The sequence below is a fragment of the Paenibacillus sp. J22R56 genome, from assembly GCF_056269375.1.
The window spans coordinates 386,291-409,385 of sequence record NZ_JBWDNV010000004.1; the positions used below are offsets into that span (position 1 = coordinate 386,291).

A 23,095-nucleotide genomic window follows, 5' to 3' on the forward strand; every position below is an offset into this window, starting at 1 on the left:
AATGAATACAGAGCACGGCTAGCGAGATGCCGATGTGCTCTGTATTTTTTTATGTACTGAAGTCAACAAGTGGCTTCCAGCACCTGCCTTTGCTAATTTTAATGACATCCAACTCTTGATCGGAGGTAAACACATTGTCAACTTCAACAGCAGTACAATCCTTGTTCCGTCCGTTTACTCTTGGACAACTTACACTGGCCAATCGCATTGTGATGGCGCCTATGACGCGAGCTATGTCTCCGGATGGGGTACCTGGAGCAGACGTGGCCGCTTATTACCGCCGGAGAGCCGAGAATAATGTGGGCCTTATCATAACTGAAGGAACGGTGGTGAACCATCCCGATTCCTCGAACTCTAAGGATGTGCCTCACTTTTACGGTGAAGAAGCTTTAAAAGGCTGGGCTAAGGTCGTAGCCGAGGTTCATGCTGCAGGAGGAAAAATCATGCCTCAAATCTGGCATATGGGTACGAAGAAGCAGGTGAATGACTATATCGAAGCCGAGATCGCCGCTATCGTACAAGCATTCGCCGACTCGGCCTTTGAAGCAAAGCGGCTCGGCTTCGACGGCATAGAGATCCACGGAGCGCATGGTTATCTGATCGACCAGTTCTTCTGGGAGAAAAGCAATCAGCGTACGGACCGCTACGGGGGCAGTCTGGTTGCCCGTACCCGGTTCGCCGAGGAGGTCGTACGGGCTTGCCGCGAATCTGTGGGGCCGGACTTCCCAATTGTGCTGCGGATTTCGCAGTGGAAAGAAAGGGAATACAACGTGAAGCTGGCTTATAATCCTGAAGAGCTGGAACAATTTTTACAACCGCTGGTGGATGCAGGCGTGGATATTTTCCATTGCTCGACCCGCCGGTACTGGGAGCCTGAATTTGCCGGATCGGATTTGAATCTGGCGGGCTGGGTGAAGCGGATCACTGGCAAACCAACGATTACGGTCGGCTCGGTTGGACTCGACAGTGATTTCATGACTTTCTTCACCGAAGGAAAAAGCTCTGCCAATACAGGAATTGAAGGGCTTGTGCAAAAGCTCGAAAATGATGAGTTTGATCTGGTAGCGATCGGCAGGGCACTGCTAGTTGATCCAGCATGGGCCTGCAAAATCCGTGATGGTAAATTGGATGAATTGGTGCCTTTCACGCCTGAAGCGCTCAAGAAACTATTCTAATGTAAAGTAAAAAACACATCGTCACATGTGACGATGTGTTTTTTATGCTCCATATGAACACGAACGGAACGCTAACACGTTATTTCAGAACTCTTTCGGGAGCTCCCTCGAACGTAAGCTTAACAGGCGCTATCGTACCATCCTCGTTGAACGTCATCTTGTCGATGCAGGTCACTCGGTGATTAGCATCTGTTTCTTCAAGAGGCCTCCGGTGATAGACGATCCAATATTCGTCCGTTCCCGGTATCTGAAGAAAGCCATGGTGACCTGCGCCGGTCGCCACGTCATCCTGCTTGGCGAGCACGACACCAAGCCGCTCGAAAGGCCCCAGCGGATTATCCGATATGGCGTAGGCGACGCAATAATTCGGACCGCCCCAGCCGCCCTCTGACCACATGAAATAATACTTTCCGTCTTTCTTGATCATGCACGGACCTTCGACATAGTTTGCCGGAGTAACCTCTTTGAATGTCTCGCCGTCTTCGAATGTTCCAAGGCTAATCATGTCCTCGTTTAGTTTTGCGACGACGCAATGGCCCCATCCGCCGAAATAAAGATAGGCCGTTCCATCTTCGTCAATGAACGCATGCGGATCAATTGGCTGCGCGTTGTGTTGGAATCTATCGATCAACGGCTTGCCTAGTGGATCGAGGAATGGGCCTTCCGGCTGGTCAGCCACCGCCACGCCGATTCCGCCTAGTTCATTGTTGCTTTGAATGTCGTTGGCGCAAAAATAGAAATAGAATTTGCCGTCTCGTTCAATTGGCGAAGGTGCCCACACGGCGCGCTTAGCCCAAGTGACCGTCGAACGGTCCAATACTTTTTCGACTTTATGCCATTCGACGAGGTCTTTTGAGTAGAATGCATCAAAAAACGTTTGTTCATCGTATGGAGCAGAATAAGTCGGATACACCCAATAGGTATTATTAAACACGCGGGCTTCTGGATCAGCATACCATCCTGGAAAAATCGGGTTACCTGAATTTTTCATCGTATTGTTCCTCCGAAAATAAAATATGAGAGATATGTACCTCCTGAATAGTACCATAAAAAAGCGTCTTGAAAACGCTCACAGACAGGAATAGGGCATAGGGCATAAGAAAAGAGCCCCGGAAGGAAGCATTTCCAAGGCTCTTCTAACTTTCTTACTCATTGTTATTCATGGCTTGCGCCGCGTTTTTCCTCCCGATAGCCTTGTATGCAGGAAGCCTGCATAATAAATCGGAAGCTGCAGGCTTTGTTTGAACACTTTTGGAGTAGCTGCCCGCTTAAACACCTCTTTGCCAGGTATGGCGTTAGCTTCGATGATCCAGATATGGGACTGGCGATCAATCCCGAAATCAAGTCCAAGCTCTACCAGCCGTTTGTGATAGGACCGTTCTAATTGTACGGCAATTTCAAAGGCAAGCTCTCGAAGCTTTTGCTCAAGCCTTAATGCCCTCGTATGACCAAATTGTTGGGATAAGAAAGAGATAATTTCCTTCGCTGTGCCTTCCGTAGCTAGATTTGAAGTAATATTGCCTGCTTTCCCTAAACGCACACCCATCCCGGTAAGATACCATCGTCCAAGTGCATTTTTCTGAATAAGCACGCGAATATCGTAGACTCTATTCGTAGAGTCGGTTATATCTACCCATTGTTGAACAAGATAGTTCCTTTTGCTGCGCAACTGAGCAAGCTTCCCCTGTAATCCCTCTTTAGATAAGTGGATTTTCTTCTTTTTATTTTCCTCTATCACATATTTCCCATTCATATAGGACAGCTTCAATATGCCGGTTCCTTTATGGGTGCCAAGAGGTTTAATAATGAGTTTTCTATATTTACGCAGCATCGTATGCACGGCTTGATTATGGTTTAACAGCAAAGTAGGGATAAGATAGGGACGGAGCCTGCTATTTACCGAGAGCTTTTTATGAATGTTCCATTTATCATTCTCCAGCCAATCCCCTGCAAATGGAATTCCCGTGTTTACTTTCACTTGTCTAGCTTCCCGGAGCATTCGGCCGCTATAGATGCCGCGGTCATAGATGATAGCAGGATACGGGGATCTTGGCTCATAGCGCCAATGATTATTCTCATATACCCATCCGGCAATGGTTCGATATCTTCGATCGACATGGTCAGGCTTAAACAATAATAACTTGTCAAACCCAGCTGCCTGAATGGCCTTGGCCTGCCATTTAAAAACTCCCCTGTTCATTCGATCCCACATGATTCCGAGAGTTGCCACAAAAAAAGCCTCCCCTCCTTGATTTAATTTCAGTGTATGAATGTATGAGCAAAAGGACACAAAGCCCATTTATGATCAACCAAGTAACACTGCAGAACACGAATAATAGACTAATGCATAGCTGATTTTTAATGGAAGGAAAGGTTCCTAACCATGATCAAAATTCGCAGTCGAACCTCTCTACCGTCCGATACGGTCCTGGTCGCCCCAGCATTCCTGAAGAAATGGAATTTATCTCGAAATCAAAGTCTCCTTCTCCAATTCGGCATTACGACCATTCCAATCAAATTGACGACTTCAGAGAAGGTAGCGCAAGGCCAATTGCTCGTCTCTGATGCATGTATGAACAAATTAAAGACACCGGCAGAAGGACAATTTCAAGTACGCAAGGATGGAAATACGCTGATCGTGGGTCCTTATATCGGCATTCTTGTTGATAAGATAAAAGGCAGGCTCCCATTTCAGAATTTAATCCATTACACGAAGATGTACCGTCACATAAACGGAGCACTATTAGCTTTTTCTCCTGAGGATGTTAATCTTCGGGCGAAGACGATTCGCGGGTTTATGTATTCGCCTGCAAAGAAGACATGGATATCCGGTCAATACCAATATCCTTCGTCTATATTCAATAAATCGTTGACCAGTCATCCATTAATGAGCCATTTTCAACACAACCTTGGGAAAACCATATTTAATGACTTTCGGCTGGATAAATGGAGCATGCACAGGCTTCTCTCCCGGAATGTAAGCGTCAGAAACCATCTGCCTAGAACCATTCTGTATCAGAGGCCGCAGGATATTACCCGAATGCTTGAACACAGTGAAGAGTTATATATGAAACCTGTCCAAGGATCATTTGGGAGTCATATTCTCAAGCTGTCCAAACAAAATAATAAAATAACGGTTACGCATAAAGGCTCGTTGAAGAAGCATTTTCACAATGTGCAGGAGCTGGGCTATTTTCTTCAGAGACAAACCCATCAATCCGGCTATTTAATTCAAGAGAGAATAAAGCTGGTCTCTTCCAAGGAGCGTCTAATCGATTTCCGGTTAATCCTGGTGAAAGACGGGCGTGGGAAATGGAGGCGGATGGGGATTATCGCAAGGCTTGGACCTCGCAGATCAATTGTAAGCAACATATCCAAAGGCGGAACGGCAATAGAAGGGAAACGAACGCTTCGAAGAATCCTGCATAGGGGAGAAGCCCAAGCTGGAGCTACTTGTCTCAGGATGGAAAAGATCGCTCGTAATATTGCTAAGCAGCTGGCGTCATCGGGCTATCATGCCGCTAATTTGGGCTTTGACTTTGCTCTAGATACACAGAACAAATTATGGATTATCGAGGTTAATCATAATGATCCCAATCCTACCATCGCTTTGGACGCAGGGGAGAAACAAATGTTCCACCAAACGATTAAAGCCAATATGCAGTACGCAAAAAAACTAGCCGGCTTCGGCACAAGCCATCCATTGAAAGGAAGGCAATGATTATGGCTATGTATGTTAAAAAGCTGAATCTTGTAGAGAAAGACAGCCTACATGTAAATCAAGCTTTTTTGCGGAAATTCGCAAGCAGGCCATCAACCGTCCAGGTGCATTTCGGAGGCTGGAGCAGACAACTAAAGGTGAGAGTATCTCAAAGCCTGCCAATCAATACAATTGGTATTTCATCGTCATCGCTGGAAGGGTATAGCCTTCCTCCGTTGCAATATAAAGTATTGGTCAAAGGGAAAAACGTCCACATCGGTCCAGTGCTGGGTATAGTCGCTTTTAAACCAGGCGCGGATATAACAATAGAGAAAGTAAAGAATTACAATGATTATTTACGTCCTTATTCTCATATACAGGGCTTAATCTATATTTGCCGGGCTGATGATATTTCCTTGCACGCGAAAAAAATTCGAGGGTACTATTATTTTCCAAATGGTACGAAATCGAATTGGACCCTGGGTACTTTCCCGTATCCATCCGCTTTATATAGAAGAGCAGCGCTGAATCCGCCTACTTACAAAGCGCTCAAACGGGTGCTTGGCAAGCGTTTGTTTAATGGTTATTTCCTTGGCGACCATTTTAACAAGTGGAAATTATGGAAATGGCTTTCCCCTCATCCGGCGATCCGCAAACATTTGCCCCATACAAGAAAGCTGCAGAGTCGCAAAGATCTGGATGAAATGTTATCCCGATATAACGCCGTCTATCTGAAGCCCACTATGGAATCTATGGCCAGGGGGATTATTAAAGCGGTTCGTTCGGGTTATGGCTATCAGTTCATTTACCCTGAAAATAATAAAAAGGCCCGCGCTTATCGATTTGTACCCGTTAGAACCAATGAGGTAGCTGGTTTTCTAGCGAATCTCCTGCGAGAACAACAGTATATCGTGCAGCAAGGGATAGAAATGAAACGAAAAGACAGCAGAGGCATCGACTTTAGGGTCATTATGCAAAAAAACGAACAGCTTCAGTGGTCCTGTACAGGGGTTATTGCAAGGTTCGGCAAGAAAAACGGCATTGTTACAAACTTTACCTCTGCCGGATTTGCCTCCAAAGGTTTGAATGCGCTGCAAGGCACTTATGGCTATAGCCGAAGTCAGTCGCTGCAGATGCAGCAACGAATGATAGGGATCTGCACCAAGGCCTGCAAAGTATTTGATGCCAAAGGCGGGAATTATGCCGATATTGGCGTCGATGTGATGGTGGATAAAAACGGTCATATTTATGTGTTGGAAGTGAACATTTTACCCGATCATCATCTGGCGTTGTATGCAAAGCAAAGGGACTTATACCTTAAGCAAGTGGCTAAGCCATTGCTATATGCCAATGCACTTGCCGGCTTCAAAACCTCTAATTGAATGAAGTATCCTCCTGGCGCCCCATTTGGCGCTTTTTCTTTTTGCTACGACATTATTTCCCCCGTAGACGTATCCACTAACGAGCGCTACACTAGGGAAGGCAACAGAGAAAAACATAGTAGGAGCTAGTAAACGTGACCTTATCCGATAATACTCCATCGTGGAAGAAACTTAGTCTTTATGCTGTGACATGGCCCATATTCGTAGACTTCGTGCTGCGGATGCTGCTGGGTACAGTGGATGTGTTTATGTTAAGCCGCATCTCCGATAAGGCGACAGGGGCAGTAGGCTTAGCCAATGAAATTATTTATTTTTGTATTCTGATGTTCGGCTTTGTTGGGGTAGGCACTAGTGTTGCGGTTGCCCAGTATATCGGCGCAGGGCGGGCGAAAGAGGCGAGCCGTATATCGGCGCTGGCGATTACGATGAACCTGATATTCGGGATCCTCGTCAGCATCGTTCTCGTAAGTTTTGGGGAATCTCTGCTGCAGCTATTGAAATTAAATCCTGAACAAATTGGAATTGCTAATCATTATTTGAAGATCATTGGCGGTTTTATTTGGATCGAGGCGCTTTCTTACGCTGTGTCGTCGGTCATCCGTTCGAGCGGAAACACTAAGAGCGTTATGTATGTAACGCTAGGTGTGAACATTATCCATATTGTAGGAAACTATTTGCTAGTCTTTGGCAACTTGGGCTTCCCCGAATGGGGTGTTACAGGAGCGGCCATATCAACGGTCGTGAGCCGTTTGCTCGGCATTATCGTTTTATTTATCCTTTTGTATCGCCGGATTTCTGAACCCATTCGTCGTAAGGATTACGTGACCTGGAACGGTTCTTACGCGAAACAGATCATGAGCATTGGCTTGCCTGCCGCGGGGGAGCATATCTCTTATCAGTCGCAGTATCTGATGATTATTAGTTTTGTTAATATGATTGGTATCACTGCATTAAATACGCATGTTTATGTTATGAATATATCGAACTATTTTATGGCGTTGGGATTAGCAATCGGGATGGGGACGGAAATCATCGTCGGACAAATGGTTGGTGCGGGCGATATGAAAGCAGCCTACCAGAGACTGATGAAAAGCTTGAAGGTTAGCTTTTTATTAACATTAGTTATCGTCGGTGTGGCAGCGATATTCCGGCATGAGCTGGTCGGCATGTTTACAGATGACCCTGAGATCATTGCTGCTGGATCGAGTATTTTTTTGCTTTCCATCATACTTGAACCAGGCAGAACCTTCAATACGGTCGTCATCAATTCGCTGCGTGCCGCCGGGGATGCGCGGTTTCCTGTCTTGATGGGCACTATCTCCATGTGGGGGGTCTCCGTACCGCTTGCCTATTTGCTAGGTGTTCATTTCGGAATCGGACTGCTTGGCATATGGATTGCCTTTACGGTTGACGAGTGGCTGCGTGGACTCATGATGCTGCTTCGCTGGAGAAGCCGAGTCTGGGAAAAGAAAGCGCTAGTGAAGCCTGCTTCCGTTTCGGATAACGGCGTGGAAGCGCAGGCTTAAAGGCGGAGGGGTTCGCCTCCACCTGTCCCATCATAATCAAACTTAGCAAAGCGTTCTGAATCTTATAATCGATTCGGACGCTTTTTTTCTTTCATTATTTACCCGTATCTTATTATGAATTTTTATCGTTAATAGATTGAAAATTTTTATTCCTGTAACAGATATTGCACTTTCAGCGGAGTGGTACGTTCGAATGTTCGATCTGGAACCAATTGAAGAGCTGGCAGGGTTACCCGAAGACTGCAACTCCTTTGCTGCTATTAACACAGGTTGAGATGCATGAATTTCATCACAAGGGTCAAATCGTATCGGACTTTTTTAACTAAAGGCGGCTACCGAATTGAATGGAGAGCTCATTCTTTCGTGTTCTTGCTGTCTCATTCCGAATTCGTATAAACGCCTAATGATCTGTGCTACATTAGGAATATAATACGACTCGGAAAGGAGTCAAACGCATGACCATGCATGTGGAAATCGAACCTAAAATCTTGTATTTCGGCTCGCCTGTCGTGCTGATTAGCACGATGAATGCAGACGGAACACCCAATTTGGCGCCAATGTCGTCAGCGTGGTGGTTGAATCGATCTTGCATGCTCGGATTAAGCAGTAGATCTCAGACCGCTCTGAACTTGATTAGAGAGGGAGAATGCGTGCTAAACTTGCCGTCTATCGACCTGATTCCTGCTATTGAAAGTCTCACCTTGGTAACCGGACGAAACCCCGTTCCGGAATCCAAGGCAGCTAGAGGATATCATTTCGAGCCGGACAAATTCGGCAGGTCGAAGCTCACTCCCTTACCATCTCGAGAGGTCAAAGCACCTCGCGTACAACAATGCCCTGTTCACTTAGAGGCAAAGCTTATAAAGGTACATCCGTTCGAAGAACCGAGTTCATTGGTTGCATTGGAGGTCCACATCGAGAAGATTCACGTGGATCAAGATCTGACGATGAAAGACCATCCCAATTACATTGATCCGTCCAAATGGAATCCAATGATTATGAACTTCTGTGAATATTTCGGCCTAAGCGAACAGCTTTCTAATTCCCGATTGGCCCCAGTATTTGGGCCAGGTGCGGCGAAATAGAGGGCGTTACAGAGCACGGCGAGAGGAATGCCGTTGCTCTGTATTTTTTATAGCCCCTCCTATCACTAGTAAATCTCTCACTTCACTCTGAAAGTGCGAGGTCCCCACTTCTTAACAAGAGTAAGCGCCGTTACGAAGTAAACGATCGTTATGGCAGTTATGGTGATCGCGAGTGTCGCGGCATCAGCTTCCAAGATGAGGGCCAAAACGAAAGCGATGGAAACGACAAAGTTTACGACAAAGAAGAAAGGATTTTTCATATTTAGCTCGGTCGAATAAGGCTGCAGAATGTAATACAGGAATAGATGGTGGATGGAGAAAAACACAGACAGCGCAATTAAAGAGACTAATGTCAGAAGCAATTCTTCCGATGATATTCCCCCGGCAGTCAGTGCAAATCCGGTCAATGCGGCTCCAAGTAAGGCGGCAAGCGCTAAGTTATACCCGCAGATGCGGTATAGCCGCTCTCGGAAATGCTGTTCGGCGGCATTTCGATAGAAGCTGTAGCGCATCAGGCTGAGATCACAGTTATAGAAAATAGCCTTGCACGCTTTTTCTCCAATGGACAGAAAGTTCATGATCCAGATCAACCATGGAAGTCCCGTGCTCCATTTTGCAGCCAGGGAGGAGGCTTCTTCCGGATCGAAGAGAGCAAATGCTATGCCGATTACCCCTATAGCACCAATAATTGCCATTCTGTTCCACAGAGGTCGTAACAGGAGACTGCGATGCCTTGCGAAAAACAACGCATTCAGATACGCATAACCTTCCCGGCTCTTATATTTGGCTGACTGCCCGGCCATAGACGTATAGTCGACGTCCTTTGACTTCACTTGCTTTTTATTTGCTTCCACAAACATACGGCTAAGATCGAGCAGCGGATCATCCCTTTTTGTCGCTGCGTCAACTGCCATTCGATAGTCAGAATATCGTTTTAACTGCACCGCAGCTATTGCGCCAAGCACCGCAATGACCAACGTAACGGGCCACAGGAGCAGCAGCTCGCCGCTTGTCGGCGTCCAATTTAGCAAAAGAGGCACATAAGCAGCACCATAGCCAAGTCCTATCGCAAGCCACACTGCCACGTTATTTTTGATGAGCACGATTCCCTTTTTCTGAAACAGTTTGAGATGTAGATATTCGCACAGTACCCGCCAAAGCGTGACCGACAAGGCCAGCCCCATCCCTTTAAGAATTGGGACATCCAGCAAGGAGGTGAAGATCAGCATAGCCGGGATATAGTAGATAAAGTAAGAGCAATAACGATAGCCCAGCGACGCATGCATATAGGCGGCAGGCTTCATCCGCATGAGCTTTACGGCAATGTACTTCTCTCGTTTCGTCTCGAGCACCATGACGCTGGCGACACCCGCCACCCCAAAGCTAATCAGCAAGAAGATATGCAAAAATAGTGAAAGCTGATCCTCCTTTGGCAGGGTCCCGTTCATGGTGACAGCCGGCATGTAAACCATCAATCCTAGAAAAGCCAGCTTGGATACGAAGCCCCAAATGACATGCAGAAGGAACGCGACGACAGCAATCGCCTTTTTCCCACCCAAATTAGCATACTGCGTATCTTTAATTGCTTTGCCGATCAAAGGTAGCTTCTGAGCGTAAAAAATCAGACGATTGACGGTTGAGGAAGTCCGAATGGAAAACAGCGTGCTAAATGTTGTCAGCATGACTGTCATCCTTTAACAATGAAATTATGTTTTGCTCGAACTCCGCGCTATGCAGCAAATCGGCCGGCACGGCGGACAACTGACCGTTGTTCAGTACGACAATCTCATCACATAAATCGGCGGCTAACTGCAAAATGTGGGTAGAGAAAATGAGGATATGATCGTGTTTCATTTCGCGCAGCATATTTTTCATCTCATGTGCTACGATCACGTCGAAGGAGGTCAGCGGTTCGTCAAGCAAAATGACCGGCGGTTTTGAAATGAGAAAAAGCAGCATCTGAATTTTGTTTTTCATGCCATGGGAATAGTTTTTAATAAGCCGGTGACGATCTTCCTGCGACATGCTCATCTTATCGAAGTAAGCGTCAATATTGGAGCCCGGACGCTTGTCACGGTTAATATCAAGGTAGAACTTGATGAATTCATAACCGGTCAGAAATTCGGGCAGGATCGGCAGCGAATACACGTAACCAATATCCTCCTCGACCAATTTCCGCTCGTCTTCCTCATCCTTTAACCACGCATGTCCGCTATCGATCTTGGTTTCACCGCTTAAGCAATTAAACAATGTTGTTTTCCCTACGCCGTTGCGACCCAGCAGTCCGTATATTTTACCCTTTTGAAAATGGAACCCTGCGCCCTGGAGCACTTTCTTATCCCCAAAGCTTTTCGTAATTCCTTGTAGGATCAATTCCATGCTTGTGAACCTCATTTCTTTCATACTTAGAATATGGTTACTCGTCTATTACGCAATTGTGACTAGACCGTTGCGGAGATTCCTAATTTATTCTGCCATTTCTATAATAGGTAGAGATAGGTCTTGAAAAACTATAAGATCAGATTATGATGAAGAGGTAGCTAGAATCAGGGAGGGGTCAAGGGAATGAGTCAATATGATACAGATTCTCTTTTGAAAGCGGTTACGGATCGAATGATTCCTAAGGATGATTGGCAGTCAGCGAGTGAAGCGGGCGCTTTAACCTATTTGGAGCAATATGCCGCGACAGGTGCAGCAGATTGGACGAAGGTGATTGAACCGGGACTCCGCTCCATGGAGGAGGAAGCATTAAAGCTTCATGGGAAGCCATTTTCAAATTTGTCGGCTAATGAGCAAGATGAACTTTTAAAGAAGGCGGAGCTTGATGCCTTTCAGGACTGGCCTGTTTCGTCAAAGCTATTTTTTGATACGTTATTGAATCTATCCGCAGAAGGTTACTATGGAACCCCGGAAGCGGGAGGTAATATAAAAGGTCAGTCATGGGACATGATAGGTTTTCGTCCAGGCCCCGTGGAAGGAACGGCTGCGCCAGCTCCCGAAGCTGAGTTGCCGCAAAAATCAATTGAGCAGCTGCGATACCGGTATGATGCTGTTGTAATCGGATCCGGAGCAGGGGGATCGGTAGCTGCGGCTGTTCTTGCCGAAGCGGGAATGCAGGTGCTTGTCGTCGAGCGAGGCAGTTGGCTGCAATACGATCAGGTTGGCAGGGATCACCTGCGGAATCATCGGATTAGCAAATATGGGCATAACACAGGACCGGATGTGGAAGGCAATCCCCGCACAATTGCGCTAGCGAATGGCAGCGAGCGAATGACGCTACCTATTGATGGTGATTACCACAATAACGCGATGACGGTTGGGGGAGGTACACGGGTTTATGGGGCGCAGGCGTGGCGGTTTCATTCGGATGATTTCCGTATGGCAAGCCGTTATGGAGTGCCAGAAGGTAGCTCGTTGAGCGATTGGCCGATCCATTATGAAGATCTTGAACCTTATTACGAGCGTGCGGAATGGGAGGTTGGCGTATCCGGTGATGGGAATGCCCATCCTGGTAGAGGCAAACGTCACAATGCTTATCCCATGCCGGCTATGCCTCTGACGCTGGAAGCCGAACGGTTAGCCCATGCTGCCCAAAAGCTGGGATGGCACTACGGGGCGGTACCGCTTCTTATTAACTCTATTGAAAGAGATGGCAGGCAGGCTTGCGGCAGATGTGGTCAATGCGTTGGATTTGCTTGTCCGACGAACAGCAAGAACGGCGGACACAACACCATGCTGGTAAGAGCACTAGCTACGGGCAATTGCGATCTGATCTGCGATACGATGGTCGAGCATATCGACACCGAAGGAGGAAGGCATGCGACCGGAGTCCGCCTTGTGCAGCAATCGAATGGTTCGACCCATCGGCGGCAAATACGGGCAGAGCACGTTGTAGTAGCCGCGGGGGCAATCGAAAGTGCAAGACTTCTTCTGAATTCCACAAGCGATGCGGAGCCAGACGGAATCGGCAATCGGAACGGCCAAGTTGGCAGGAACCTGCAAGGTCATGTTTATTCCGGCGCTTATGGGATTTTTGACGAGATCGTTCAAGACGGCCTTGGTCCAGGGGTCAGCATAGCGAGTTTCAGCTCTGAACATAGCAATAAGGGGATTATCGGCGGGGGACTGCTGGCAAACGAGTTTACCCGGCTGCCTCTTATTCACTGGTATCGAGCACTTTCGCCGAATGCGGCAAGATGGGGAATTAAAGGCAAGGAGACGATGCGTGATACCTTCTTGCGTACGAGTCAAATTCAAGGCCCGATTCAGGAGATTCCAAACGCCGATTCCAGGGTGCTGCTGTCGAAGTCGGTTAAGGACCGTTTTGGCATACCGGTTGCAGCGCTTTCTGGCAGCGTTCATCCCGAGTCCCTTCGAGCGTCGGCAGTAAATGGAGAGCAGGCTGAGAAGTGGCTTTGGGCTGCCGGAGCGCGTGAAGTGTGGCAAACCAAGCCCGGTGGAGGGTTAAGTGGAGGACAGCATCAGGCAGGTACACTTCGTATGGGGAACGATCCTGCGACATCTGTCACCGATCCATCAGGCCGCGTGCATGGCTATGACAATCTATGGGTTAGTGATGGTTCCGTTCACGTAACAAACGGCGGCGTTAACCCGGTGCTGACGATTATGGCCTTGGCTTTCCGCACTGCGGATAACCTGGTGAAGCTAGGCTAGCCAATCTATTTAAAAAGCTATTATGCTCGTAAAAACGGACCTACATAGGAGGATCGAGCATGGCATTTAAGCTATGGACTCGTTTGACGGCGTTATCTTTACTCTCCTTACTTGTATTAAGTTCTTCGCCACTTGGGTTACAGAAGGCTGATGGAGCGGAGAAACGGGAGGTTGGCATGTCGGCGGGGGATTCCTTTGCCATTGTTTTGCAGAGTGACGGTACCGTATGGGGCTGGGGAAGTAATGCTGCGGGTCAATTAGCAACGGGTCAAATCTCCAAGAAGGCATCGACGCTGCCAATCCAAATTAAAGGGATTAAGAGCATTAACAAAATCGTCGCCGGCGGGTCACATGCCTTTGCAATGGCGAATGGCAAGGTCTGGGGATGGGGGCTCAACCACTCAGGACAAGTAGGCATTGACTCCAGAGCGGAATACATTATGCAGCCGACTCTAATCCCGCAATTGAAAGACGTCGTCTCTATTAGCGGAGGTAATTCTTATAATCTAGCCTTAACGAAAAAAGGCGCTGTACTCGCTTGGGGAGATAATACATCGGGTCAGCTTGGCATAGGGAATAATAAACTTAGCCGGGAGCCGGTAGAAGTGCCGGAATTAACGCATGTTATCTCGATTTATGCCGGGTATAAGACCTCCTATGCGATCCGTGATGACGGTACATTGTGGGCATGGGGAGATAATTCAAGCTATCAACTAGCGGACGGAACAAAGACTAACCGGAATAAGCCTGTACAGGTGAAAAACATTTCCTCCGTGCAGCAAGTAGCCAGCGGTTCATCTCCGCATACGGTCGTGCTGAAAAAGGATGGAACGGTTTGGACTTGGGGAGTAAATGGCAGCGGACAGCTTGGTAATGGCGGTGTCTCCGCTGAGCAGGTTCAGAAAAGCCCTGCCAGAGTTCAAGGGATCAGCGGTGTTGTTAAGGTTGCAGCCAGCAAGGGTAATACGCTTGCACTGACCAAGAACGGCGCGGTGTATATCTGGGGCGGCAACGAGATAGGACAGAGTGGTGGCGGGAAGAGCAGTCGAACAACACCATATCATTTTCCTGGGTTAACCGGCGTTGTTGATGTGGCAGCTTCCTCTTCGAGAAGCTTCTATGCTTTTGATACGAATGGTTACGTATGGGCATGGGGAGATAACGTGAATGGGATGATTGGGAACGGCAAGGAGACAATCAATGACCCTAAGAACCCGGCAAAAATCATTACTAATCATAATCAGACGTCAGCTTATAGAGTGATGAAGTTATAACAACAGTTAAGTACAAACAGGGAGAGTCACCTATCTGGTGGCTCTCCCTTTAATCTGTGAGCAGACGGATCTCAAGCAATTCATAAGTTCCATCCGCTTGTTCGACGTAATGGACGGTGTACTTTCGGTTGATCGCAACCGTACTCCAGAGTGCTTCTTTCACATTCAGTTTAATGGTGCTTTTGAACTTCTTTTTATCCGGATATACAGCGAGGATCCAATAGTGTCCGTCATCCGTTGTTCCCTTATCTGTAACTACAACATTAGAGACAATCGCTATCGCTTCTGCGGAATGATCTTTATGCCGGGAACAAGCAGCAAACAGCAGACTAGCGACAAATAGAAGGATAAAAGCGCACCATAAATTTCTTTTTCGAAGCAATAGTCGCACCTCCTGTCGATCCTTATACATTGCAGATACTTATTGACGTCAGTGGATAGTCAGTGAAACATCAGTCGACAGCCTTCGAGCTAAAGGTATAATTAATAGATGAGGTATTTCTACAAATGGTGGTGATAGTATTTTATATTTTGTTGCTTTTCTGCTGTCTTTTGTGACGGTTCTCGTGTTAATTCCTCCATTCAGCAAGCTTGCTTTTAGAATCGATTTTGTGGACAAGCCTAGAAAAAATGTTGAGCGTAAACTGCACCGAAAGCCTATTCCGCTTACGGCTGGTTATGCTATTTTTATTGGCTTTTTTGTTGCTTACTTAGTTGTCGTTCGGGATTTCTCTATGGAAACAGGGGCTATTTTTCTAGGCGGGCTATTGTTGCTAGCGATAGGTACACTAGATGATTGGTATAAGACAAAAGGGAAAGACTTCCCTGCTCTGCCCAAACTGATTGTTCAGCTTTCCGCTGCTATATTAGTCTATGCCGCAGGTGTTGTGTTTACCGGCTTCGTTAATCCGTTTTCTGGCGAATATATTGAGCTTCCTATCTTCTTGCAGTTTATTTTAACTACGCTGTGGATATTTGGTGTTACGACAGTTATCAACTTCTCGGATGGATTGGATGGACTAGCGGGTGGGCTGTCTGCTATATCTGCGATGACCTTGTTTATTGTGGCGTTAACAATGGGGCAGTCGAACTCTGCTAGTATGGCTATTATTTTAGTAGGGATAACATTAGCGTATTTAAGATTCAACAAACCTCCGGCTAAAATATTTATGGGCGATGCGGGAGCTACTTTTCTTGGATTCATGCTCGCTGTTATTTCACTCGATGGGGCTTTCAAGCAAGCAACGGCTCTCTCTATCTTCATTCCGATCCTTGCATTAGGCGTACCGATATTCGATAACCTGTATGTGATGATCAAACGATTTTTGCAAGGAAAAGCGATCTATCAGGCAGATGCTAGCCAGGCTCATTATCGTTTGCTGAGGGCGGGACTTAATCATAAACAGGCTCTAATGGTACTATGTTTAATGGGTACATGCATGGGCTTGTCCTCTATTATTCTTATGCTGGTACAGGTGTAAGAGGTAATCAGTAGGAGCGAAAGCACGAAAACAGAGTACGGCGAGAAAGACGCTGTACTCTGTTTTTTTTATTTTGGCACATACTTAATTCACCATATGTTCTGGAAGACATAAACATCGAGCATTGCTCAATGTTTTATATTGTTAAATTCCGATAGGGATGGTAGTATATAGAAAAATATGTAAGGGAGTGGATGGAATGAGTAAGCCGCTTTTAGTTATTGTTGGAGCAGGACAGGGAGTGAGCGCGGCCGTCGCGCGTAAATTTGGATCCAATGGGTTCCGGGTTGCACTTATCGCACGTAATCAAGGCTCTTTGGATACGTTAGTGAATAATCTTAAGGATGAGGCTGTCGAGGCGTTTGCTATAACTGCTGATGCAACGAACACGGAGTCAGTCGAAAATGCGTTTCAGGTTATTAGAGAACAGTTCAGTACGCCAGATGTATTGCTCTACAATGCGGCTGTCATTTCACAATCCACGGTTTCTAAGTTAAATGAACAGCAATTGATTGATGAATTTAAAGTAAATGTCGTTGGCGCGTTGACGAGCGTTAAGCAGGTAGTACCGGCATTCGTGGAACGCAGAGAAGGGACGATTCTTATTACAGGTGGTGGAATTGCGATCACTCCGAATCCTGAATATGCTTCATTATCAATCGGTAAAGCTGGGGTCCGCTCGCTCGCTTATTCTTTAGCTCAGGAACTGAAAGCTCACAATGTCTACGTTGGTACAGTCTCAATTGGCGGGCATGTAGCTAAAGGCACGTTTTATGATCCGGATCAAATTGCCGAGAAGTACTGGGAGCTGTATCAAGAGCGTAATGAAGTGGAGTATGTGTTCGCTCAATCTTAAAGTGCTGGGGTACATCACACATGTAGTGATGTACCCTTTATTTATGAAACATTTGATACAAAACGTATCGAAAAACCATCATTATCCTGTATAATGCAAATGTATGACGGCCTATTAATCCGTTAAAAGGGGGATGAGCTTGATCGTTCTCTTCTTTGGGTTGGCAGAATATTTTAGTGATTCAGTTGAGTGAACATTCATGGTTTATGCTTACGAAGTAAGAATCATCACAATTAACCATTGATCATGGTTAGTTGGGTGATAATTTTTTTCAGGAGGGATTTCTATTACGTTCTCATTTGGGAGTACATTCAAAAAAAGCGTTACGCTATTGCTTGTCGCCGCAATCACGTTGGTAGTGGTCGCGTTGTTTGGAGGACCATTCGCGAGCGCAGAGCCTCAGGAACACGTCTATGATGTTTATCTGAAGCTCGAAGGCTTTAGCGGAGATTCCGTTACGAAGGGTTATGAGAAGTGGATTGCACTAAATGACAACGTCAAGTTTGGGGTGGAGAACTCATCCGCAGTTGTTGGTGTAGGAGCCGGCGTATCCATAAGCAAACCTACCATTGATGGAATTGAGTTTACGAAGCCGACCGATTCTGCCTCTATTCAACTCATGCAGGCGGCTGCTATGTCAACAATTATTAAGAGTGCATCGATCGTATTCGTCAAGGCAGGTGCAACAGGTACGAAGCCTTTCCTGACGGTTGACTTAACCGACGTCGTATTAAATTCTTATAGCTTCAACGGTGGTGTTGAAACGATAAAAATCGGCTACTCATCTATTAACATGTCTTACACGGCTTTGAAAGCGGATGGTACGGCCGGCGCGACGATTAAAGGCGGCTTTGACTTCAAGAAGTTAATTAAAATTTAAGTGGCGCGGTTCAATATAGCATAAGTGTCAATTCAAAAGCAGGGCTGTCATTGGTAGCAACAAGCTGCCAGTTACAGCCCTATTTGTCGTTCTTTTTGATCATCCCTCACAATAATATAATGAATATATTTTATTTTGACATATTAGACCTAGACATAATATATTGGATGAAGATGGAATCAAAAAAAATGCTGTCACCGGAAAGGTGGGGATAAGCTGCTAGATGACGAATAAATCGGATACTTACAAGCAATTAAGCTCCTATTGGAGTAACAACATGTTCTTTTTGGGCACCGCGTACAGGACTGCTCCGCGGCGGGTTATTTTGCAATTCATACTTAGCATGCTGAACTATGGAATCGATTATTTGTATGCCATCCTGTTCATCGGTTACGTGTTTGGCGCTGTCGAGCATGGTACGCCTTATGTGCATGTTCTCGTCTTTATTGCGGCTATGATGGTGGTGTCCTTCTCCTTAACGCTCATCTCTGAATGGTTTCAGAATCGGTACAAGCCGGTGTGTGATCTGAAGATCTCCCAGGAACTGAATCGTATGCTGTTCGAGAAAGCTGCAGAGGTTGAACTCGCTTGCTACGAGGATGCAGAGTTTTATGACAAATATACCCGGGCGGGCAATGAAGCCGATACTCGAATGGCTAGTGTTCTGGACAATTTAACTAATTTTTTTGGCGCGCTGACTTCGTTTGTTCTGCTTATGTTTACCGTCATTTATCTTGATCCAATCGCACTTATATTTATGATTCTTCCGGCCGTGACCAAACTGACGATTACGGTGCGCCGCAACCGGGCGCTGTATGAGCTTAACAAAGCGAATACTGCCCCAGTCCGGGTGAGCAAATACGTCAATCGGATCGCTTACCTCGAGAGCTTCGCCAAGGAGCTCAGAATGTCGAATATTTTTCGGATATTACTCAGCCGCTATGATCGGGCAGTTGGTGTCATGCGTGGGAACTTTCTTCATTTAGGCAGAAAGGCAGCGAAATACCGGGCGCTTGATGATGTGTTTGGCAGAGTCGCTCCTTTCCCGCTGGCCATGATGTATGCGGCTGTTAGTGTGCTGTTGCTTCATAGAATTAAAGCTTTTCAATTTATCGTTATGCTTAACGCAATTAATAATTTATCCCGCTCTGTTGCGGAGGTATCAGGATTTTTCACGAACCTACAGGAAAACGGCATTTATATCGAAAATGTACGGGAGTTTCTGCGGTATGAGCCGGTTATCTCAGAAAGTCAACCGGGGCGTAAGCCGGATGGAGGGAAGCCGAGGCTTGAGCTGGAGCAGGTAGGATTTAAGTATGATGGCGGAGCTCAGCCGATATTAAGCGGCATTCATTTCAAGGTGGAGCCTGGCGAGAAGATCGCCCTCGTTGGCCACAACGGGGCAGGCAAATCCACATTAATTAAGTTAATTATGCGGCTGTACGATCCGACAGATGGGGTCGTCCGCTTGAATGGAGTGGCCGCTGGAGATTACGAGGTAAAGGGTTATCGGGAGATCTTCGGTACGGTGTTCCAGGATTGCAAAGTGATGGCGATGCCACTTGCGGATAACCTGTTTATGCGAAGGGCTTCGGCAAGCGAGTATAAACAAGCGGAAGAAGTACTGGAGGCGGTAGGTGTCTATTCGAAAATAGCCAGCCTTGGCGGATCGGCAGCTTCTGTGATGACTCGCGAATTCGACGACAGAGGGCTCGTTCTCTCCGGTGGCGAGGTTCAGAAGATTTCGATTGGCCGTTTGTTCGCCAGTGACAGCCGCATTGCGATATTGGATGAGCCGTCTAGTGCACTTGATCCTGTAGCGGAGTACCACATGTTCGAGCTGCTGCTGCAAGCATCGGAAGGCCGGACCGTCATCTTTATATCCCATCGGCTTTCCTCGGCTGCGCTGGCGGATCGTATTTTCTTGTTAGAGCATGGCCAGATCGTTGAGAGTGGTAACCATGAAGAGTTGATGGCGCGCGGCGGCAAATACGCAGATATGTTCCACAAGCAGGCGGAGTCTTACAGAGAGGAGGCCATTAAAATTGGGTAAGCGGGGCGAAATTATTCGCAATAATCTTTTTATGCTCGGCTATGTCTTCCGGATTGTCCCTCTCTACGCCGTGGTGCATCTGTTCATGCAAGCGCTGTTTGGCCTCTTTGACGTCATGTGGGGGATCCTGCTGATCAAACTCGTTGTAGACGCAGTAACTGTCAGCCAGTCTTTTGTACCTGTGCTGCTTGCTGCAGGGGGATATCTGCTCTACGGTTCGATCATCCAGACAGCGGCAGCCTATGTCTACGAAGTATTCGCGCCGATTCAACTGCAGAGGCTGAATAAAGCTATGCAGGAGGAGCTTTTCCTGAAGGCAATCAAGATGGATTACTCTCGTTATCATGATCCGGAATTTTTTAATCAGTTCGTCTGGGCAGCTTCGCAAACCGAAGGTAAGGCGGCAGTTGTGCTGGATCATGCGGCGGCGCTTCTCAAGAACGTCATTACTGTATCTGGCATCCTTGTTGCCTTGCTCACCTTAAATCCGCTTGGCGTTGTAGTTGTCATTGTCGGAATGGCTGCAAGGTTCGGACTTACAATCATGAGCAATAAGGTTCATTTCAAAAGTGAGCTGGAGTCCAAGCCGCTTGAGCGCAAGAAAAGCTACATCAGCCGGGTGTTTTATTTGCCTGACTATGCCAAGGAGCTGCGGACCAGCCGGATTACGGCTCCGCTCATGGAGGATTACCGGGATGCAAACTTCGCTATGCAGCAGGTTGTACGTAAATATTCGCCTAGTATCATCGTTTATCAGGTATTGAATAACTTCGTATTTCGCTCGCTGCTCATGGACGGCATCTATTTCGCATTCACCGCTTACCAAGTGATTGTCCTGCATACGATTACTTACGGGACATTCGCTGCCGTCACAAACGGTGTATGGACAATGGGGTGGAGTCTTAACAATCTGATCGATTCGGTGACGGCCTTCCAGAAAAACAATCTCTATATTCGGAAATTACGCGGATTTCTGGAGGAAGAGCCGCGGATGGAAGAACCAGCCCTACCGGTAGCAATGCCTGACATGCCGAAGGAGTTTAGGTTGTCTCATGTCAGCTTCACCTATGAGAACGGCGATCAGCCAACGCTTATTGATATCAACATGAACATTCAGCCCAAGGAGAAGATTGCTATAGTCGGCTACAACGGGGCAGGCAAATCAACGCTGATCAAGCTATTGCTTCGACTCTATGATGTGACGGAAGGCGAGATCGCCTACGATTCACGTAATATCAAAGCTTATCGGTCAGAAAACTACCGCGCTGCGTTTGGTGTTGCATTCCAGGACTTCCAGCTCTTTGCGGCCAGCCTGGCGGAAAATGTTTGGATGGATCAGGTGGCTGTTGAGGATAAGGGGGTGAATGACAGGATCTATCAAGCCCTGCATAAGGCAGATTTTGCTGACCGCTTGAGCCGTCTGGATAAAGGCTTGCAAACGGAGCTGACGCGTGAATTTTCGGAGGAAGGGCAAATATTCTCAGGGGGAGAATCGCAAAAGATCGCAATCGCACGGGCTTTTGCCAAGCCTTGCTCGGTCCTTATTCTGGATGAGCCTTCTAGTGCACTTGATCCAATTAGTGAGTATAACCTGAATCGGGCGATGCTCGAGGCAGCCGAGGACAGGACGGTTATCTTTATCTCTCACAGACTGTCAACGACACGGCTTGCTGATCGAATCTATATGATGGAGAACGGCAGAATTATTGAATCAGGGAGCCATGATGAGCTAATGCGCCTTGATGGAAGCTATGCTCGTCTGTTCCAGCTTCAGGCGGGACGTTATCAAACAGCTTAATATAGCTGACTAACTAATAGGAGTGATACGCGAATGAAAATCTCAAATATTTTGCCAGAATGGAAAGTAGAGAAGATTGAGGTTGCAACTCTTACAGGTGAGCGTGCAAGAAGCGCGGGTTCGAACGGCAGGCTTGGAGATCACGGTAAAAATTGTTCGGTTCGTATCGCGCGAATTACGATTGACGGTCAGACGGGCTTTGGTCACACGGGATCATTGTCGGAGGAATTGGCGGAAGCCGTTGTTGGCATGAGGCTGCTCGATCTGTTCGACGAGAGCGGCAGGGTGCTTGAACCGTATCGTATTCCGCTTGAATATCCGATTCTGGATTGGCTGGGTCGCAGACTAAATACTCCTGTATACGAATTGGTAACCGCTGTCAATCGCGAGCCGGGTTCGCCGCTTGTTGTCCCTTGTTATGATACTTCGCTGTATTTCGATGACCTTCACCTGCAGAATGAGCAGGATGCAGTGGCGCTGCTCAAAGAGGAAGCGGAGCAGGGTTTCGCCAAAGGTCATCGGAATTTCAAAATTAAAGTCGGCCGCGGAGGTAGGCACATGCCGCTGTGGGAAGGGACGAAGCGGGATATCGCGATCATTCATGGTGTCGCCGAAGTTGCCGGACCAGCGGGGAAGATTATGATCGATGCCAACAATGCTTATAACTTGAATTTGACCAAAGAAGTGCTGGCAGCCGTCCAAGATGTGAATCTTCATTGGGTCGAAGAGGCTTTTCACGAGGATGATGCCTTGTACGCGGATTTGAAAGCGTGGCTTCGTGAACGTGGACAAAACGTACTCATTGCCGATGGAGAGGGACTTGCATCTCCACATCTCGTCCATTGGGCGAAAAAAGGTCTTGTTGACGTGCTGCAATATGACATTATTTATCCAGGCTTTACGCATTGGCTGGAGCTTGGCGCGGATCTGGACCAAGCGGGACTTCGTTCTGCACCGCATTGTTACGGTAACGCCTACGGCATCTTCGCTCTTAGCCATATTGCTGCTGCGATTAATAACTTCGAGTTCGTCGAATACGATGATATCGCAATCGAAGGCATGGATACATCTGCTTATCGGGTGGAGAATGGCCAGTTCTACGTTCCGAATAAAGCTGGTTTTGGTCTCGATTTTGATGAGGAGCTGTTTGGAAGTCGAGTTCTGGCAAATGGCTGGAGCCGTTAACGGAGTTGATGGTATGATAGTGAGCA

The 23,095-nt window shown here is 47.0% G+C and carries 18 protein-coding genes; 13 read left to right on the forward strand and 5 right to left on the reverse strand.

All coding sequences use genetic code 11. The features are described 5' to 3' along the window. Positions 1-134: 134 nt before the first annotated feature. A complete protein-coding gene (locus tag AC0YNT_RS12440) occupies positions 135-1,175 on the forward strand; it encodes an NADH:flavin oxidoreductase (RefSeq protein WP_475804842.1) in 1,041 nt (346 codons plus the stop codon). Between the two features lie 79 nt (positions 1,176-1,254). On the opposite strand, the gene AC0YNT_RS12445 is transcribed toward AC0YNT_RS12440, so the two are convergent. Both AC0YNT_RS12445 and AC0YNT_RS12450 read right to left on the reverse strand, forming a co-directional pair. Continuing rightward, positions 1,255-2,166 (reverse strand): glycoside hydrolase family 43 protein, encoded by a 912-nt coding sequence (locus AC0YNT_RS12445; RefSeq protein WP_475804843.1) that lies wholly within the window; start codon positions 2,164-2,166, stop codon positions 1,255-1,257. A 168-nt stretch (positions 2,167-2,334) separates the two neighbouring features. Then, a complete protein-coding gene (locus AC0YNT_RS12450; protein ID WP_475804844.1) occupies positions 2,335-3,405 on the reverse strand; it encodes a YheC/YheD family endospore coat-associated protein in 1,071 nt (356 codons plus the stop codon). 153 nt (positions 3,406-3,558) lie between these two features. Here AC0YNT_RS12450 and AC0YNT_RS12455 point away from each other — a divergent pair, with 153 nt between their 5' ends. The 4 genes from AC0YNT_RS12455 (at position 3,559) to AC0YNT_RS12470 (ending at position 8,868) form a co-directional block, all read left to right on the forward strand. Continuing rightward, on the forward strand, positions 3,559-4,896 hold the full coding sequence (locus AC0YNT_RS12455) for a YheC/YheD family endospore coat-associated protein (RefSeq protein WP_475804845.1): 1,338 nt from the start codon (positions 3,559-3,561) through the stop codon (positions 4,894-4,896). A gap of 2 nt (positions 4,897-4,898) precedes the next feature. Further along, on the forward strand, positions 4,899-6,257 hold the full coding sequence (locus AC0YNT_RS12460) for a YheC/YheD family endospore coat-associated protein (RefSeq protein ID WP_475804846.1): 1,359 nt from the start codon (positions 4,899-4,901) through the stop codon (positions 6,255-6,257). Positions 6,258-6,391: 134 nt separating this feature from the next. Beyond that, positions 6,392-7,783 (forward strand): MATE family efflux transporter, encoded by a 1,392-nt coding sequence (locus AC0YNT_RS12465; protein WP_475804847.1) that lies wholly within the window; start codon positions 6,392-6,394, stop codon positions 7,781-7,783. Positions 7,784-8,244: 461 nt separating this feature from the next. Next, a complete protein-coding gene (locus AC0YNT_RS12470; RefSeq protein ID WP_475804954.1) occupies positions 8,245-8,868 on the forward strand; it encodes a flavin reductase family protein in 624 nt (207 codons plus the stop codon). 77 nt (positions 8,869-8,945) lie between these two features. On the opposite strand, the gene AC0YNT_RS12475 is transcribed toward AC0YNT_RS12470, so the two are convergent. Beyond that, entirely contained in the window at positions 8,946-10,550 is a 1,605-nt protein-coding gene (locus AC0YNT_RS12475; RefSeq protein WP_475804848.1) for a hypothetical protein, read from the reverse strand. After that, positions 10,534-11,247: an ABC transporter ATP-binding protein gene (locus AC0YNT_RS12480; protein WP_475804849.1), complete on the reverse strand. Its 714-nt coding sequence runs from the start codon at positions 11,245-11,247 to the stop codon at positions 10,534-10,536. Before AC0YNT_RS12480 ends, AC0YNT_RS12475 begins: the two co-directional genes overlap by 17 nt. A 186-nt stretch (positions 11,248-11,433) precedes the next feature. Between AC0YNT_RS12480 and AC0YNT_RS12485 the strand changes: the two genes are divergently transcribed. Both AC0YNT_RS12485 and AC0YNT_RS12490 read left to right on the forward strand, forming a co-directional pair. Then, positions 11,434-13,542 carry a GMC family oxidoreductase gene (locus AC0YNT_RS12485; RefSeq protein WP_475804850.1) on the forward strand — a complete coding sequence of 703 codons (2,109 nt, stop codon included), beginning with the start codon at positions 11,434-11,436 and terminating at the stop codon, positions 13,540-13,542. Positions 13,543-13,601: 59 nt separating this feature from the next. Continuing rightward, entirely contained in the window at positions 13,602-14,816 is a 1,215-nt protein-coding gene (locus tag AC0YNT_RS12490; protein WP_475804851.1) for an RCC1 domain-containing protein, read from the forward strand. Between the two features lie 49 nt (positions 14,817-14,865). On the opposite strand, the gene AC0YNT_RS12495 is transcribed toward AC0YNT_RS12490, so the two are convergent. After that, positions 14,866-15,198, reverse strand: coding sequence for a hypothetical protein (locus AC0YNT_RS12495; protein WP_475804852.1), 333 nt, complete (start codon positions 15,196-15,198; stop codon positions 14,866-14,868). A 139-nt stretch (positions 15,199-15,337) separates the two neighbouring features. Here AC0YNT_RS12495 and AC0YNT_RS12500 point away from each other — a divergent pair, with 139 nt between their 5' ends. The 6 genes from AC0YNT_RS12500 to AC0YNT_RS12525 all read left to right on the forward strand — a co-directional run bounded on the left by AC0YNT_RS12500 (position 15,338) and on the right by AC0YNT_RS12525 (position 23,069). Next, positions 15,338-16,297 carry an MraY family glycosyltransferase gene (locus AC0YNT_RS12500; protein WP_475804955.1) on the forward strand — a complete coding sequence of 320 codons (960 nt, stop codon included), beginning with the start codon at positions 15,338-15,340 and terminating at the stop codon, positions 16,295-16,297. 199 nt (positions 16,298-16,496) lie between these two features. Continuing rightward, on the forward strand, positions 16,497-17,153 hold the full coding sequence (locus tag AC0YNT_RS12505; protein WP_475804853.1) for an SDR family NAD(P)-dependent oxidoreductase: 657 nt from the start codon (positions 16,497-16,499) through the stop codon (positions 17,151-17,153). A 331-nt stretch (positions 17,154-17,484) separates the two neighbouring features. After that, a complete protein-coding gene (locus tag AC0YNT_RS12510) occupies positions 17,485-18,033 on the forward strand; it encodes an Hcp family type VI secretion system effector (protein WP_475804854.1) in 549 nt (182 codons plus the stop codon). 223 nt (positions 18,034-18,256) lie between these two features. Further along, a complete protein-coding gene (locus AC0YNT_RS12515) occupies positions 18,257-20,086 on the forward strand; it encodes an ABC transporter ATP-binding protein (protein WP_475804855.1) in 1,830 nt (609 codons plus the stop codon). Then, the gene (locus AC0YNT_RS12520) at positions 20,079-21,884 is read left to right on the forward strand and encodes an ABC transporter ATP-binding protein (protein WP_475804856.1); all 1,806 of its coding nucleotides are present in this window, start codon (positions 20,079-20,081) and stop codon (positions 21,882-21,884) included. The genes AC0YNT_RS12515 and AC0YNT_RS12520 overlap by 8 nt, the downstream gene beginning before the upstream one ends. 33 nt (positions 21,885-21,917) lie before the next feature. After that, complete coding sequence (locus AC0YNT_RS12525; RefSeq protein ID WP_475804857.1) at positions 21,918-23,069, forward strand: enolase C-terminal domain-like protein; 1,152 nt, start codon at positions 21,918-21,920, stop codon at positions 23,067-23,069. The last annotated feature ends 26 nt before the right edge of the window (positions 23,070-23,095 follow it).